We start from the raw sequence: 14,887 nt of genomic DNA on the forward strand, positions 1-14,887 counted from the left end.
CTGTGCCGCGGTGAGGGTCGCGGCCGTGAAGATTGCCGGTACTTTCCTCACCGTTGACGAGCCGTGGGAGCGCTCCCTATGATCGAGCGAAGCCTCGGGAGCGCTCCCACGGCCTGTTCGAGTCCCCGGCCGATCACCCAGACAAGGAAGTCCTCGTGATGTCCACACCCTTTCGCCGGCGCACCCTCGCCGCCGCCGCGGCCGTCGGCGTGATCGCCGCCGGTCTCGTCCCTCTCGCAGCCTCCGGCGCGGACGGCTCGGTGCAGACGCTGTTCGACTTCGAGGACGGCATCGACCGTCACATCCAGTGGGAGGCCGCCGGCGCCGGTATCCAGGACGTCACCGGCGAGCTCGTCAACGCGCAGAACCCCGCCAGTTCGAAGACGCTCTCCTACGGCTTCGACCTGACGGCGGCACCCGGCTACGGCGGAATCGGGTTCGAGTTCGCCGCGGCTTCGCAGGACTGGTCGGCGTACGACGGTGTGCAGTTCTGGCTCTACGGTGACGGCGGCGAGAGCTCCTTCCAGGTCGAGCTGCTCGACGCCCCGGCCCCCGAGTCCGCTCCGGGCACCTACGAGCGGTGGGACCTGATCGTGCCCTCCGGAGCCGCCGGATGGCGGCTGGTCGAGTTGACCTGGGACCGGTTCTCGCGCGCTGCCGACTTCCAGGACGACGGGGCCGCCGACGACGGAGTGCTCGAGCTCACCGCCGTGCGCGGCATCCTCTTCCCGGCGAACGACGGTGCGGGCACGGTGAAGATCGACGACATCGCGCTGTTCTCCTCCGACGGGGCCGTCCCACCCACCGTGGGCACCGCCGCGGCGGCGGTCGACGTCGTCGAGGGCGACGACGCGGTGATCACGGTGCGGCTCAGCCGGGCATCCGAGACCGACGTCGCGGTCGACTACGCGACCGTCGACGGCACGGCGCGGGCACCCGCCGACTACGCCGCGGCATCCGGCACGCTCACCATCCCCGCCGGCGCCACGAGCGCCGACCTCGTCATCCCGACCGTCGACGACGACGAGGCGGACGGCAACGCCCAGTTCGCCGTCGAGCTGTCGGCAGCCGTCGGTGCCACCCTCGGCGCCGCGAAGACCACCGTGACCGTCCGCGACGACGAGGTCGCCGCGGGAGAGCCCGCGCCCGACTACACCACGATCGTGGACTTCGAGAGCGACCTGCTGCCGGGCGATCCGGCCGACGCGCCCCCGCTGGGCTGGTTCACGGCCCAGGGCGCCGGCAACGTGCCCTCGTTCGAGCGCGCCGACGGCGCGGACCGGCCGGATGCCGCAGAGGGCAACACGGTGCTCGACCTCGGTCTCGACAGCACCTCGTGGGCCGTGCTCATCGACGCCTTCACCGACGACGGATCCGCCTGGCACGCACAGGACTGGAGTGCGCACGGGGGCTTCGGCTTCTGGATGAAGGGCACCAACTCGGGAGCGCCGATGTTCGTGGACATCCTCGACAACCGCACGCCCGACTCCGAGATCGACGACGCCGAGCGCTTCAGCGTACGCTTCGCCGATGACTGGAACGGGTGGCGCTTCGTGCAGTTCCCGTTCGAGCAGTTCACCCGGAAGAACGTCAACAACGGCGCGCCCGATGACGGCCTCACCCTCAGCGAGATGCACGGCTTCGGCATCGGCATCGAGCAGGTGTCGCCCCGGGTGAGCACCACCATCCGGATCGACGACGTGGCGCTGTACGGCGAACCCGATCCGGACCGGCCGATGCTGCTGAACTTCGCGCGCTCGATCTTCCCGGTGACCGAGGGGGAGCAGGCGGTGGTTACCGTGTCGCTCAACCGCCCGTCGGAGGAGGACGTGAGCTTCTCCTACCGCACCGAGGACGCCGTCGATCGCACCTCGTCCGAGGATCCGTCGGCCACGGCGGGACGTGACTACGTGGCGACGTCCGGCGAGGTGACGATACCCGCGGGCGCGCGCACGGCGACGCTGCGCATCCCGACGATCGACGACGGCAAGCACGAGGTCGACGAGACCTTCCTGGTGCGCATCCACGATGCCGTCGGAGCAGACCTGCCCGCCACGACCGCAGGACGGGTGAGCATCGTCGACGACGAGGACCCGGCCGACTTCGCGCACATCATCGACGACTTCGAGCAGGGCATCGGCAAGCTCAGCCCGCAGGGGGGAGCACGGCTCGCCGCGCGGGAGACCGTGTCGGGATCGGACGATGCCTACCCCGGTCAGCAGCGCTACGAGAACGTGCTCGACATCGTCGGCGCCGGGGGCTACGCGCACGACTTCGCGCAGCCGCGCGATCTGAGCGGAGCCGAGGGAATCGGTTTCTGGTACCGCGGCCGAGGCGACGGGCGGCCAGTCATCGTCTCGCTGAAGGACGACGCCGCCCCCGCCACCGGCCCCGAGGGCTGGACGCTCGCGTGGGCGGACGAGTTCGAGGGCGAGGCCGGCACGCCCGCCGACCCGCGGCTGTGGACCTATGAGACCGGCGGCTGGGGCTGGGGCAATGACGAGCTGCAGTACTACACGGACTCCACCGACAACGCCGCTCACGACGGCGACGGCAACCTGCTGATCACCACGCGGAAGGTCGAGGACCCGCAGGCCGGCGGGCTGGAATGCTGGTACGGCCCCTGCCAGTACACCTCGGCGAGGCTCGTGACCGAGAACAAGGCCGAGTTCCTGCACGGACGCATCGAAGCGCGTGCCCAGCTGCCCGAGGGCAAGGCCGGCATCTGGCCGGCGTTCTGGGCACTGGGCGCCGACTTCCGCCAGGTGGGATGGCCCGGAACCGGTGAGATCGACATCATGGAGTACGTCGGCAAGCTGCCGAACGAGGTGTTCGGCACCCTGCACGGCCCGGGATACTCCGGCGGCGGGAGCATCGGCGACATCCACGACTACGGCGAGAACATCGGCGGCCAGTGGTTGACCTTCGCCGTGGAGTGGGAGCCGGAGGAGATCCGCTGGTACGCGCAGCGCGACGGCGAGGAGCCGGTGATGTTCTTCCGAGCCACGCCCGAGACCGTCGCGCCGAACGACTGGGTGTTCGAGCATCCCTTCTTCCTGATCGCGAACATGGCCGTCGGCGGCAACTTCGGCGGTCCGCTGGCCGCGGATCTGGAGTTCCCCCAGGAGTACCGGCTCGACTACGTGCGCGTGTATCAGGAGCCCGACACCGCCGAGCGCTTCGAGGCCGGCTTCACCGACGATGCGGTCGGCTGGCGGTTCGTCGAGCTGCCCTTCGACGAGTTCCGACGCGCCGAGGCGCAGGTGCCGGGTGCACCGGACGACGGGCTGAGCCTCACCGCGGTGCGCGGCTACGGCATCACCGGCGGGGAAGGCGACACAGACGCGGATGCCGGTCGCATGCGCCTCGCCGCGGCCCCGGCGGGCTCGGTGAGCATCGACCGGGTGCAGACCCTCGCGTCGCTCGGCGCACCCGGGGGACCCGGCGGCGGCCGACCCGGGCAGCCGGGCGACGACGGCGGTGACGGCGCGGCAGCGGAGGGCTCCGGAGGGTCACTGCCGCAGACCGGCGCCGACCTCCCGACGGCCGCGCTGTGGGCGGGCCTGCTGCTCCTGGTCGGAGGTGCCGTGCTGATGCGCGTGCAGCGGCGCCGGCGCGTGTCCGGCATGCGATGAGCGGATCGCATGCCGGCCCGGGCATCAGGCCGCGTCGAGCCCGTGCGCCTCGGCCACGGCCGGCAGGGTGATGCTTCCCGCGCGCACGTTGAGTCCCTTCGCGAGCGCGGCGTCATCCGCCGCCGCGCGGTCCCAGCCCTTGCCGGCGATGGCCGACACGTAGGGGAGGGTGGCGTTGGTGAGCGCACGGGTCGCGGTCTCGGGCACGGCGCCCGGCATGTTCGCCACGCAGTAGTAGATCGAGTCGTGCACCGCGAACGTCGGGTCGTCGTGGGTGGTCGGGCGGGATCCTTCGAAGCAGCCGCCCTGATCGATCGCGATGTCGACGAGCACCGAGCCCGGCTTCATGCCCGCGACCATGTCGTCGGTGACGAGCTTGGGCGCCGCGGCGCCCGGGATCAGCACGGAACCGACGACCAGGTCCGCCGAGGCGAGCTCCTCGGCGATGACGTACCGGCTCGACGCCCGGGTCTCCAGCGCTCCGCCGTAACGCTGCTCGAGCTCGCGCAGTCGCGGCAGCGAGATGTCGATCACCGTCACCGTCGAACCGAGTCCCAGGGCGTTCGCCGCGGCGTGCTCACCCGCCACGCCGCCTCCGATCACGACGGTCTTCGCGCGGGGCGTTCCGGCGATGCCGCCCAGCAGCACTCCCCGGCCGCCGTGCGAGCGCAGCAGGGCGTTCGCGCCCATCGTCACCGACAGCCGCCCCGCGATCTCGCTCATCGGAGTCAGCAGCGGCAGGCTGCGGTCGGGCAGCTGCACCGTCTCGTAGGCGACGGCGGTCGTTCCGGCCTCCATCAGCGCCGTCGTGAGCGGTCGGTCGGCGGCCAGATGCAGGTACGTGAAGAGGGTGAGGTCGTCGCGCAGGAACCCGTACTCCTGCTCGATCGGCTCCTTCACCTTCAGCAGCAGGTCCGCCGCGCCCCAGGCATCCTCCGCCGTCGCGACGATCTCCGCCCCCGCAGCGCGGTAGGCGTCGTCGTCGAGGTGCGAGCCGAGGCCCGCCCCGGCCTGCACCAGCACGCGATGCCCCTCGTTCACCAGACGGTCGACGCCCGCGGGCGTCAGCGCGACGCGGTTCTCGTTGTTCTTGACCTCTGCGGGTACGCCGATCTTCATCGATCCTCCTGTACGGGTGGGAAACTCAGAGATACAGAATCGCAGAATGAGCGGAGAATCCGAGCCCGACCCGAAGAAGTTTTGGTGACGACGCGGATCCTGAATAATCATTCGGATGGACATCTCTTCCTCGCCCACTCCTCCGAACAGCGTTCGGGAGCCGTCGCTCGACGCGATCGACGCCAGCATCGTGCGGCTGCTCACCGCCGACGGACGGATGACCAATGCCCAGCTCGCCGCGAAGCTCGGGGTGGCGCCGTCCACGGCTCACACCCGTCTGCGATCCCTGCTCGAGCGCGGTGTGATCACCGGCTTCCACGCCAGCGTCGACGAGCGGATGCTCGGCGCGGGTCTGCAGGCGGTGATCGGGGTGAGCCTGCGCCCCAGTGCCCGCAGGGAGAGCATCGTCGCGTTCGCCGAGCGCGTGCGCGCGCTGCCGCAGGTGATCCAGGTCTTCTTCCTCGGCGGCGATGACGACTTCCTGCTGCACATCGCGGTCGCCGATTCATCCCAGCTGCGTGAGTTCGTCCTCGAGCACCTCTCGGCGCAGAGCAGCGTCGCCTCCACCCGCACCAGCATCGTGTTCGACTACCACCGCAACGCCGTGGCCGCCTCGTTCCTGTGAGCGGCGACGCCGGCTCGTCAGCGCGATGCCCCTCACCGCGCCGTGCGGTGAGGGGCATGGCGGGGAGCCTCAGGTGAACTGGTTCATGGTGTTGTGCTGGCCGCCGGCCTTGAGCGCGGCGTCTCCGGCGAAGTACTCCTTGTGGTTGTCGCCGATGTCGCTTCCGGCCATGTTCTGGTGCTTGACGGTGGCGATGCCGCCGCGGATCTCACGGCGCTGCACGCCTGTGACGTAGGCGAGCATCCCCTCGTCGCCGAAGTAGCCCTTCGCGAGGTCGTCGGTCGACAGCGCGGCCGTGTGGTAGGTCGGCAGCGTGATGAGGTGGTGGAAGATGCCTGCCCGGGCGGACCCGTCGCGCTGGAACGTGCGGATCCTCTCATCGGCCAGCCGGGCGAGCTCGGTGTCGTCGTACTCCACGCTCATCAGCGAGCTGCGGTCGTAGGCCGACACGTCCTCGCCGCGCTCCACGAGCAGGTCGTACACCTGCTGACGGAAGTTCAGCGTCCAGTTGAACGACGGGCTGTTGTTGTAGACCAGCTTCGCGTCCGGGACCTCGGCGCGGATGGCGTCGACCATGCCGGCGATCTGCTCCACGTTCGGCTTCTCGGTCTCGATCCACAGCAGGTCCGCGCCGTTGCGCAGCGACGTGATGCAGTCGAGCACGACGCGCTCCTCGCCGGTTCCCGGCCGGAACTGGTACAGGTTGCTCGCCAGCCGCTTCGGGCGCAGCAGCCGGCCCTCGCGCTTGATGACGACGTCGCCGTCGCGGAGGCCGTCCGACGCGATCTCCTCGACGTCGAGGAAGGAGTTGTACCGGTCGCCGAGGTCGCCGGGCTCGCGCGAGACGGCGAGCTTCTGGGTGAGTCCGGCTCCGAGCGAGTCGGTGCGGGCGACGATGATGCCGTTCTCGATGCCGAGCTCGAGGAAGGCGTAGCGGACGGCGTTGATCTTGGCGAGGAAGTCCTCGTGGGGCACCGTGACCTTGCCGTCCTGATGCCCGCACTGCTTCTCGTCCGACACCTGGTTCTCGATCTGGATCGCGCAGGCGCCGGCCTCGATCATCTTCTTGGCGAGCAGGTAGGTCGCCTCGGGGTTGCCGAAGCCGGCGTCGATGTCCGCGATGATCGGGACGACGTGGGTCTCGTGGCCGTCGATCTGCGACTGGATGAACTCCGCCGCGGTCTCGTCGCCCGCCGCACGAGCCGCATCGAGCTGCGTGAACAGCAGGTCGAGCTCGCGCGCGTCGGCCTGGCGCAGGAAGGTGTATAGCTCCTCGATCAGCGCCGGCACCGAGGTCTTCTCGTGCATCGACTGGTCGGGCAGCGGGCCGAACTCCGAGCGGAGGGCCGCGACCATCCAGCCGGACAGGTAGAGGTAGCGCTTGTTCGTGGACTTCAGGTGCTTCTTGATGGAGATGAGCTTCTGCTGCCCGATGAAGCCGTGCCAGACGCCCAGCGACTGCGTGTAGACCGAGGAGTCGGCGTCGTACTCGGCCATGTCGCGTCGCATGATGTCGGCCGTGTACTGAGCGATCTCCAGTCCGGTGCGGAAGCGGTTCTGCGCGCGCATGCGCGCGACCGATTCGGGATCGATGGCGTGCCATGCTGCGCCGTTCGCATCCTTCAGGTCCTGGATGGCGGCGATGTCGTCCTGGTAGTGGGTCATGTCGTGTCCTTCGTGTCCTTCGTGGTGGCGGGGCGGCGGTCAGTCGGTCTCGACGAGGAAGCGGGCGTACGCGGGCACGGTCAGGAATGCCGGGAACTCGGGTCGCAGCGCCACCTGGCGGAACACCTCGGCGGCGTCGTCGAATCGGTCGCCGGCGGATCGCGGCGTCCGAGCGAGCAGCTCGTCGATCAAGCGCTCGACGTACGCGGCCGTGATCGGGTCGCCCTCGTCGGTGCGACGGTCCTGGTGGATCCACTGCCATACCTGCGAGCGGCTGATCTCAGCCGTCGCGGCGTCCTCCATGAGATCGTCGATCGCCACGGCGCCGAGGCCCCGCAGCCAGGCCTCGATGTACCGGATCGCCACCGACACGTTCTCCCGCACGCCCTTGGCCGTGATCGGGCGGCCGATGCGCAGATCGAGCAGCTGGGCGGCGGTCACCTCGACGTCGTCTCGCTGGCGGTCGAGCTGGTGCGGGCGCTCGCCCAGCACGGCGTCGAACTCGGCCTGCGCGGCGGGGATCAGATCGGGGTGCGCCACCCAGGTGCCGTCGAAGCCGTCGCCGGCCTCGCGCTTCTTGTCGGCCGACACCTTCTCCAGCGCCCGCGCGGTGACCTCGGGGTCGCGGCGGTTCGGGATGAAGGCGCTCATGCCGCCGATGGCGTGGGCACCGCGTCGGTGGCAGGTCTTCACCAGCAGATCGGTGTACGCGCGCATGAACGGCACGGTCATGGTCACCTCGCTCCGGTCCGGAAGCACGAAGCGGGCGCCGCGGCCGCGGTAGTTCTTGATGATGGAGAAGATGTAGTCCCAGCGGCCGGCGTTGAGCCCTGCGCAGTGCTCGCGCAGCTCGTAGAGGATCTCGTCCATCTCGAAGGCGGCGGGGAGCGTCTCGATCAGCACGGTGGCCCGGATCGTGCCGTGGGGGATCCCGATGTACTCCTCGCTGAACGAGAACACGTCGTCCCACAGCTTCGCCTCTTCGCTGGATTCGAGCTTGGCGATGTAGAAGTACGGGCCGCGCCCGGCATCGATGAGCGCCTGCGCGTTGTGGAAGAAGTACAGGCCGAAATCGATCAGCGACCCGGATGCCGACAGCGTCCGCCCCGTCCGGTCGGTGAACTCGATGTGCCGCTCGGTGAGGTGCCAGCCGCGCGGGCGCATGACGATCGTCGGCGTGCGCTCGGCCGTGACGCGGTACTCCCGGCCGTCGGTGCCTGTGTGCGTCAGCTCGCCGCGGACGGCGTCGCGCAACGACAGCTGGCCGCCGATGACGTTCCGCCAGGTGGGGCTGACGGCGTCCTCCTGGTCGGCCAGCCACACCCGTGCTCCGGAGTTCAGGGCGTTGATGGTCATCTTGGGATCGGTGGGGCCGGTGATCTCCACGCGACGATCCTCCAGACCGGGGCCGGCACCGGCGACGCGCCAGTCCGCGTCGTCGCGGATGTGCGCGGTGTCCTCGCGGAAGCGGGGGTCGTGGCCGTTGCCGATCTCGAAGCGGCGGCGCATCCGGTCGGCGAGCCGGTCATGGCGGCGCCCGGCGAAGCGATGATGCAGCTCGGTGAGGAACGCCATCGCCTCGGCGGTGAGGATCTCGTCGAAACGGTCGTGCAGCGGCGCGGTGATGCGCAGCGCGGGACCGATGCCGGCGGAGACGGTGTCCTCGACGGTGCGGGTCGGGGCGGTCGGTGCCGCAGTGGGAACGGTCATGATCTGTCTCCTCCGTGAAGTGTCGGTCGGCGGGAGCGCCGATGCGGCCGGGTGGCTTGGCATCCACTCTCAGTGAAGTTCGGCACTCCTCCTGGCGGATCACGAGGAGAAGTTTGGCGAAATTTCTGCATTCGTGACAGAATCACGGCCATGGTCACCGCCGACGCGCCAGAAGACTCCGATGCCCTCACGATCGGGCGGCGGATCCGGCAGCTGCGCACCGGTCGGGGCATGACCCTCGAGGAGCTGGCCTCGCGCATCGACAGGGCGCCCAGTCAGCTGTCGATGTTCGAGACCGGCAAGCGCGAGCCCAAGCTCACCCTGCTGCAGGCGATCGCGCGCGCGCTCGGCACGACGATCGACGCACTGCTCGAGGGCGGGCCGCTCGACGAGCGCAGCGCCATGGAGATCTCGCTGGAACGCGCCATGAAGGGGCAGACGTTCCAGGCTCTGGGCATCGCACCGTTCCGCATCGCCAAGACCGTTCCCTCCGAGGCGCTCGCCGCGATGCTGGCGCTGCACGGCGAGATCGAGCGGCTGCGCGACGAGCGCGCCGCCACCCCCGAGGAGGCGCGCCGCGCCAACGTCGAGCTGCGCCATCTCATGCGCACCCAGGACAACCACTTCGCCGAGCTCGAGACGAAGGCCGCCGAGATCCTCGCAGCGGTCCGTCACCCCGGGGGCCCGCTCACCCAGCGCACGGCGTCGGAGATCGCCGCGTACCTCGGGTTCACGCTGCACTACGCCTCCGACCTGCCGCAGACCACGCGCAGCGTGGCCGATCTCGCCAACGGCCGCCTGTACCTCTCCAGCGGTGTGCACGCCAAGGGAGATGCGCGCACGGCGGTGCTGCAGGCGCTGTCCAGCCGCATCCTCGGCCACGGCGAGCCCCACAGCTATGCCGAGTTCCTGCGGCAGCGCGTGGAGACCAACTACCTCACCGGTGCGCTCCTGGTGCCGGAGGCGCACGTCGTGCCCGTGCTGCAGGATGCCAAGCACCGCCGTGCCATCTCGATCGAGGATCTGCGCGACGCCTACTCGGTCTCGTACGAGACAGCCGCACACCGGTTCACGAACCTGGCCACCCGGCACCTCGACATCGCGGTGCACTTCCTGAAGGTGCACGAGTCGGGCACGATCACGAAGGCGTATGAGAACGACGACGTGAACTTCCCCACCGACCGGCTCGGCTCCATCGAGGGTCAGCTCTGCTGCCGGCGGTGGACGAGCCGGGTCGTGTTCGACGTCGAGGACCGCTTCAACCCCTATTACCAGTACACCGACACGGGCAACGGCACGTACTGGTGCACCGCCAGGGTCGAGCCCTCCAGTGAAGGCCTGCACTCGCTGAGCGTGGGCGTGCGCTTCGACGACACGAAATGGTTCGTCGGGCGCGACACCGGCAACCGCGGCGTCTCCAAGCATTCGGTCGAGACCTGCTGCCGGCGCGCCCCGGTCGAACTGGAGGAGCGCTGGCGCGAGCACTCGTGGCCCAACGTGCGCACCCCGCGCACGCTGCTCGCCACTCTGCCCACGGGCTCCTTCCCCGGGGTGGACACCACCGACGTGTACGAGTTCCTCGAGGCGCATTCGCCCGGCTAGCCCGACCGCTCGCGAGGGTCGCGATCTCGCCCGCCGCGGTCGGGGCCTCAGCCCGCCGCCCGCAGCGCCGCCCACAGTTCCGCGCGTGCGGGGAACGAAGACAGGTCGACGCCGAGCAGATCGGCGGCCTGCGCGATGCGGGTGCGCAGAGTGTGACGATGGATGCCGAGCGCCGCCGCCGCGCGCTCGCTGTGCGTGTCGTGCTCCAGCCAGATGCCGAGCGTGCGTTCGAGCTCGGCTCCGGTGGCCTGGTCGTGCCGGCGCAGCGGGTCGAGCCTGGTGCGGGCGAGCAGTCGCGCCTCCTCGCCGGCGAGCGCGTCCAGCACCCCTCCGGCGGCGACGGCGTACCGCGTGACGCCGGGGGCGCCCCGCCGGAGCGCTGTCCGTGCCTGGGCATGCGCCTGGGAGAACGCGGAGTAGTCCTGAGGGCCTGAGACGCCGATGCGGATGCCGAAGCGCAGGGCCAGCTCCTCGAAGAGGGAGTCGTCATCGGCGCCGACGATCATCGTCAGGCCGTCGGCGTCCTCCGCGATGAAGGATGCGGTCCCGGCATCCGTTCGCCGGCGCTCCCACCAGTCCGCGATCGCGGCGATGCGCGGCACGTCGGCCGCGACCGCCACCGCCACCGGGGCGGGCGGCAGCGAGCCGAGCACGCGGCGGGCCAGCGCCGGATCGTCCGTGCGCAGCGACGCGAGCAGCTGGCTGTGCAGGCGCCGCCGTGCCCGGGACATCCGCTCGTTCTGCTCGAGGGCCAGTCCCGCCATCGCGATGACCGACGTCACGACCGCGCGCGTCTCGGGGTCGAGCGCGGCGGCCGCGATCGCGATCACACCCCGCAGCCGGCCCGTCCGGCCGAGGGTGAACAGGGTGAAACCGCCATCCCGGTCCTCGAGAGTGCGGCTGGCCGCGCCGCCGCGGGCGAGCATCTCCGCGACCCCGTCGAGGACGCCGTCGGCCTCACGGGTGAGGGCGGCCGGGTGTTCGTGCACCATCGCGCCCGAGGCGTCGTACATGCCCACCCAGCATCCGAGGCGTCTGGACAGTTCGGACAGCGTGGACTCCAGCCCGCGCGGGCGGAGCGCGGCGATCGCCAGGGCCCGCTGAGCCTCGAGGGCCCAGGTGCGCCGCGCGTAGGCCTGGGCGGCGATGGCCTCCGCATGAGCGCGCGCGACCGCGAGGAACGGGATGTCGTAGGGCACCTCGAACAGCGCCAGCCCCACAGCGGAGCAGGCTGCGGCGAGCTCGGCGGGAACGCCCACTCGGTGCACCCCGGAGCCGAACCCGAGCGCCAGCACGCCGCGGTGCACGAGACGTGCGACGTACTCCTCGGCGCCGCTCTGGTCCTGATCCGAAAGCTGGGCGCCGGTGGTGAGCAGCACCAGGTCTTCGGCGAGGAACGGCGTCGGGTCGACGAGGTCCGAGTTGTGCACCCAGCGCACCGGCAGATCGAGCGCGCCCTCGGCGAGGGACGCCGGATCGGAGACCAGCTCGAGGCGCAGTTCGGCCCTGGCGAGCAGGGTGCGCAGGGTCGGTGCGACGACGGGCTCCACGGATGCTCCTCTCGGATTGTACGCGGCGGCGAAGATCGTCCCACGATTGTACGTCCGGGCGAGTGCATCCGGTGGAGGCGGGGTTCTAGCCTCGCCTCATGACCCTCATCGACGAGACCTCCACTCACCCCGCAGGCGGACCGGCCCTCGAGCAGGTCCGTCGCGTCGTCACCGACCTGCCCGGACCGCGGTCGGCCGCGATCCTCGCGCGCAAGGCGGATGCCGTCGCCGCAGGAGTGGCCCATTCGATGCCCGTGTCGGTCGTCGCCGCCGGCGGCGGCGTCGTGCTCGACGCCGACGGCAATTCGCTCATCGACCTCGGGTCGGGCATCGCCGTCACCAGCGTCGGCAACGCGCACCCCAAGGTCGCCGCGGCCGTCGCCGCGCAGGCCGCGCAGTTCACTCACACCTGCTTCATGGTGTCGCCGTACGAGTCCTACGTCGACGTCGCCGAGGCGCTCAACCGCCTGACACCCGGGGACTTCGCCAAGAAGACCGCCCTGTTCAACTCCGGCGCCGAGGCGGTCGAGAACGCGGTCAAGATCGCCCGCAAGCACACCGGGCGGCAGGCCGTCGTGGCCTTCGACCACGGCTACCACGGCCGCACCAACCTCACCATGGCGCTCACCGCCAAGTCGATGCCCTACAAGGCCGGCTTCGGTCCGTTCGCGCCCGAGGTCTATCGCGTGCCCGGCTCGTACCCCTACCGCGACGGGCTGACCGGTGCCGAGGCCGCCGAGCGCGCCATCACCCTCATCGAGAAGCAGATCGGCGCCGACAGCCTGGCCGCCGTGATCATCGAGCCCATCCAGGGCGAGGGCGGGTTCATCGTGCCCGCCGACGGCTTCCTCGAGGCGATCGTCGACTGGAGCCGCGCGAACGGGGTCGTGTTCATCGCCGACGAGGTGCAGACCGGCTTCGCCCGCACCGGCGCCATGTTCGCCAGCGAGATCTTCGGCATCGAGCCCGATCTCGTCACCACAGCCAAGGGCATCGCCGCCGGTCTGCCGCTCGCGGGCGTCACGGGTCGCGCCGAGATCATGGACGCCGCGCACGCCGGTGGTCTGGGCGGCACCTACGGCGGCAACCCGGTGGCCTGCGCTGCGGCGCTCGCCGCGATCGACGCCTTCGAGAACGAGGGCCTCGTCGAGCGCGCACAGCAGATCGGCGGCATCCTGCTGGACCGCCTGCGCGCCCTCGCCGCGGACGATCCGCGCATCGGCGATGTGCGCGGTCACGGCGCCATGGTGGCCGCCGAGTTCGTGAACCCTGAGACCGGGGAGCCGAATGCCGCCCTCACCGGCGCCGTCGCCAGGGCCTGCATCGCCGAGGGCGTGATCGTGCTCACCTGCGGCACCTTCGGCAATGTCATCCGCTTCCTGCCGCCGCTGTCGATCGGCGACGAGCTGCTCGACGACGGCCTCGACGTCGTCGCCGCCGCGCTCGCCCGCGTCTGAGGCCGTCGGCCGCGACCCCGGCCGGGGATCGCGGCCGACACCCTGCCCACACTTTCCGCATCGAAGGAGATCACCATGACCGAGCAGGAGATCAGCCGCGACGTCGTCATCGTCGGCGCCGGAGCGGCCGGGCTCACCGCCGCCAACGAACTGCGCAGGGCGGGGCTGTCCGTCGCCGTCGTGGAGGCCCGCGACCGCGTCGGCGGTCGGCTGTGGACCGACGTCATCGACGGTGCCATGCTCGAGATCGGCGGCCAGTGGGTCTCGCCCGACCAGGAGGCCCTGAAGCAGACCATCGAGGAGCTGGGTCTGGAGACCTTCAGCCGCTACCGGGAGGGCGACAGTGTCTACGTCGGCCCCGACGGCGAGGTGCACCGCTTCACCGGCGAGATGTTCCCCGTCTCGGCCGAGACCGAGAACGTCATCGCCGAGGTGACCGAGCGCCTGGACGCCATGGTCGCCGAGATCGACCCCGACCGGCCCTGGGAGCATCCGAACGCCGCCGAGTGGGACGCGATCTCGTGGGACGCCTGGCTGCACGCCCAGACCGACGACGACGAGGCGATCCGCAACCTCGCCTTCGCGACCGGGTCCGCGATGCTCACCAAGCCCACGCACGCCTTCTCCCTGCTGCAGTCGCTGCTGATGGCGGCCTCCGCCGGTTCCTACTCGAACCTGGTCGACGCCGACTTCATCCTCGACAAGCGGGTCGTCGGCGGCCTGCAGCAGGTTCCGCAGCTGCTCGCCGAGCGGCTGGGCGACGACGTGCTGCTGAACCAGCCGGTGCGCGCGCTGGAATGGTCGGAATCCGGCGTCGTCGTCACCACCGAGCGCACCACTGTCAGGGCGCGCTTCGCGATCCTTGCGCACGCTCCCGTGCTCTACAGCCGCATCTCGTTCGTCCCGCCGCTGCCGCGCCGCCAGCACCAGCTGCACCAGCACCTGTCCATGGGCTTCGTCATCAAGGTGCACGCCGTGTACGAGCGTCCGTTCTGGCGCGATCGCGGCCTGAGCGGGACGGCCTTCAGCCCGTACGAGCTCGCGCACGAGGCGTACGACAACACGAACCACGGCGACGAGCGCGGCACCCTGGTCGGCTTCGTGAGCGACCGCAACGCGGACGACGTCTTCGAACTGTCCGCCCAGGAGCGCCGGGAGCGGATCCTCGAATCCCTGTCGCACTACTACGGTCCCGAGGCGAAGGATCCCGTCGTGTACTACGAGAGCGACTGGGGCAGCGAGGAATGGACGCGCGGCGCCTACGCCGCCAGCTTCGACCTGGGCGGGCTGCACCGCTACGGCGCCGACCTGCGCAGTGCTGTCGGTCCGATCCACTTCGCGTGCAGCGACATGGCCGGCGCCGGCTACCAGCACGTCGACGGCGCCATCCGCATGGGCCGTCTCGCCGCCGCGCAGATCGTCGAGAAGGCGCGTGCCTCCGTCTCCGGGGTCCGCGGCTCATGAGCGCCGCGATCGTCGTCGGGCACACAGCGACGGATGCCGGCGCGGACGCGCCCGCTTCCG

The 14,887-nt window shown here is 70.5% G+C and carries 9 protein-coding genes; 5 read left to right on the forward strand and 4 right to left on the reverse strand.

Annotated features, from left to right (window positions below):
* Positions 1–158: 158 nt before the first annotated feature.
* Positions 159–3,635 carry a carbohydrate binding domain-containing protein gene (locus ACFWHT_RS12950; RefSeq protein WP_378829147.1) on the forward strand — a complete coding sequence of 1,159 codons (3,477 nt, stop codon included), beginning with the start codon at positions 159–161 and terminating at the stop codon, positions 3,633–3,635.
* Between the two features lie 24 nt (positions 3,636–3,659).
* Here the strand turns inward: ACFWHT_RS12950 and ald are convergent, their stop codons facing one another.
* Entirely contained in the window at positions 3,660–4,754 is a 1,095-nt protein-coding gene (ald, locus tag ACFWHT_RS12955) for an alanine dehydrogenase (RefSeq protein ID WP_378829149.1), read from the reverse strand.
* Between the two features lie 115 nt (positions 4,755–4,869).
* On the opposite strand from ald, the gene ACFWHT_RS12960 reads away from it, so the two are divergent.
* Positions 4,870–5,379 (forward strand): Lrp/AsnC family transcriptional regulator, encoded by a 510-nt coding sequence (locus ACFWHT_RS12960; RefSeq protein WP_378829151.1) that lies wholly within the window; start codon positions 4,870–4,872, stop codon positions 5,377–5,379.
* A 69-nt stretch (positions 5,380–5,448) separates the two neighbouring features.
* Here the strand turns inward: ACFWHT_RS12960 and ACFWHT_RS12965 are convergent, their stop codons facing one another.
* Positions 5,449–7,044: an isocitrate lyase gene (locus ACFWHT_RS12965; protein WP_378829153.1), complete on the reverse strand. Its 1,596-nt coding sequence runs from the start codon at positions 7,042–7,044 to the stop codon at positions 5,449–5,451.
* Between the two features lie 39 nt (positions 7,045–7,083).
* On the reverse strand, positions 7,084–8,754 hold the full coding sequence (gene aceB, locus ACFWHT_RS12970; RefSeq protein WP_378829155.1) for a malate synthase A: 1,671 nt from the start codon (positions 8,752–8,754) through the stop codon (positions 7,084–7,086).
* Between the two features lie 150 nt (positions 8,755–8,904).
* Here aceB and ACFWHT_RS12975 point away from each other — a divergent pair, with 150 nt between their 5' ends.
* On the forward strand, positions 8,905–10,356 hold the full coding sequence (locus ACFWHT_RS12975; RefSeq protein WP_378829157.1) for a helix-turn-helix domain-containing protein: 1,452 nt from the start codon (positions 8,905–8,907) through the stop codon (positions 10,354–10,356).
* Positions 10,357–10,403: 47 nt separating this feature from the next.
* On the opposite strand, the gene ACFWHT_RS12980 is transcribed toward ACFWHT_RS12975, so the two are convergent.
* Positions 10,404–11,906, reverse strand: coding sequence for a PucR family transcriptional regulator (locus tag ACFWHT_RS12980; protein ID WP_378829159.1), 1,503 nt, complete (start codon positions 11,904–11,906; stop codon positions 10,404–10,406).
* Between the two features lie 98 nt (positions 11,907–12,004).
* On the opposite strand from ACFWHT_RS12980, the gene gabT reads away from it, so the two are divergent.
* Both gabT and ACFWHT_RS12990 read left to right on the forward strand, forming a co-directional pair.
* On the forward strand, positions 12,005–13,363 hold the full coding sequence (gene gabT / locus ACFWHT_RS12985) for a 4-aminobutyrate--2-oxoglutarate transaminase (RefSeq protein WP_378829162.1): 1,359 nt from the start codon (positions 12,005–12,007) through the stop codon (positions 13,361–13,363).
* Between the two features lie 75 nt (positions 13,364–13,438).
* Entirely contained in the window at positions 13,439–14,827 is a 1,389-nt protein-coding gene (locus ACFWHT_RS12990) for a flavin monoamine oxidase family protein (RefSeq protein WP_378829164.1), read from the forward strand.
* The last annotated feature ends 60 nt before the right edge of the window (positions 14,828–14,887 follow it).

Origin of the sequence: Microbacterium sp. NPDC058342 (assembly GCF_042723935.1) — a bacterium.
GTDB lineage: Bacteria > Actinomycetota > Actinomycetes > Actinomycetales > Microbacteriaceae > Microbacterium.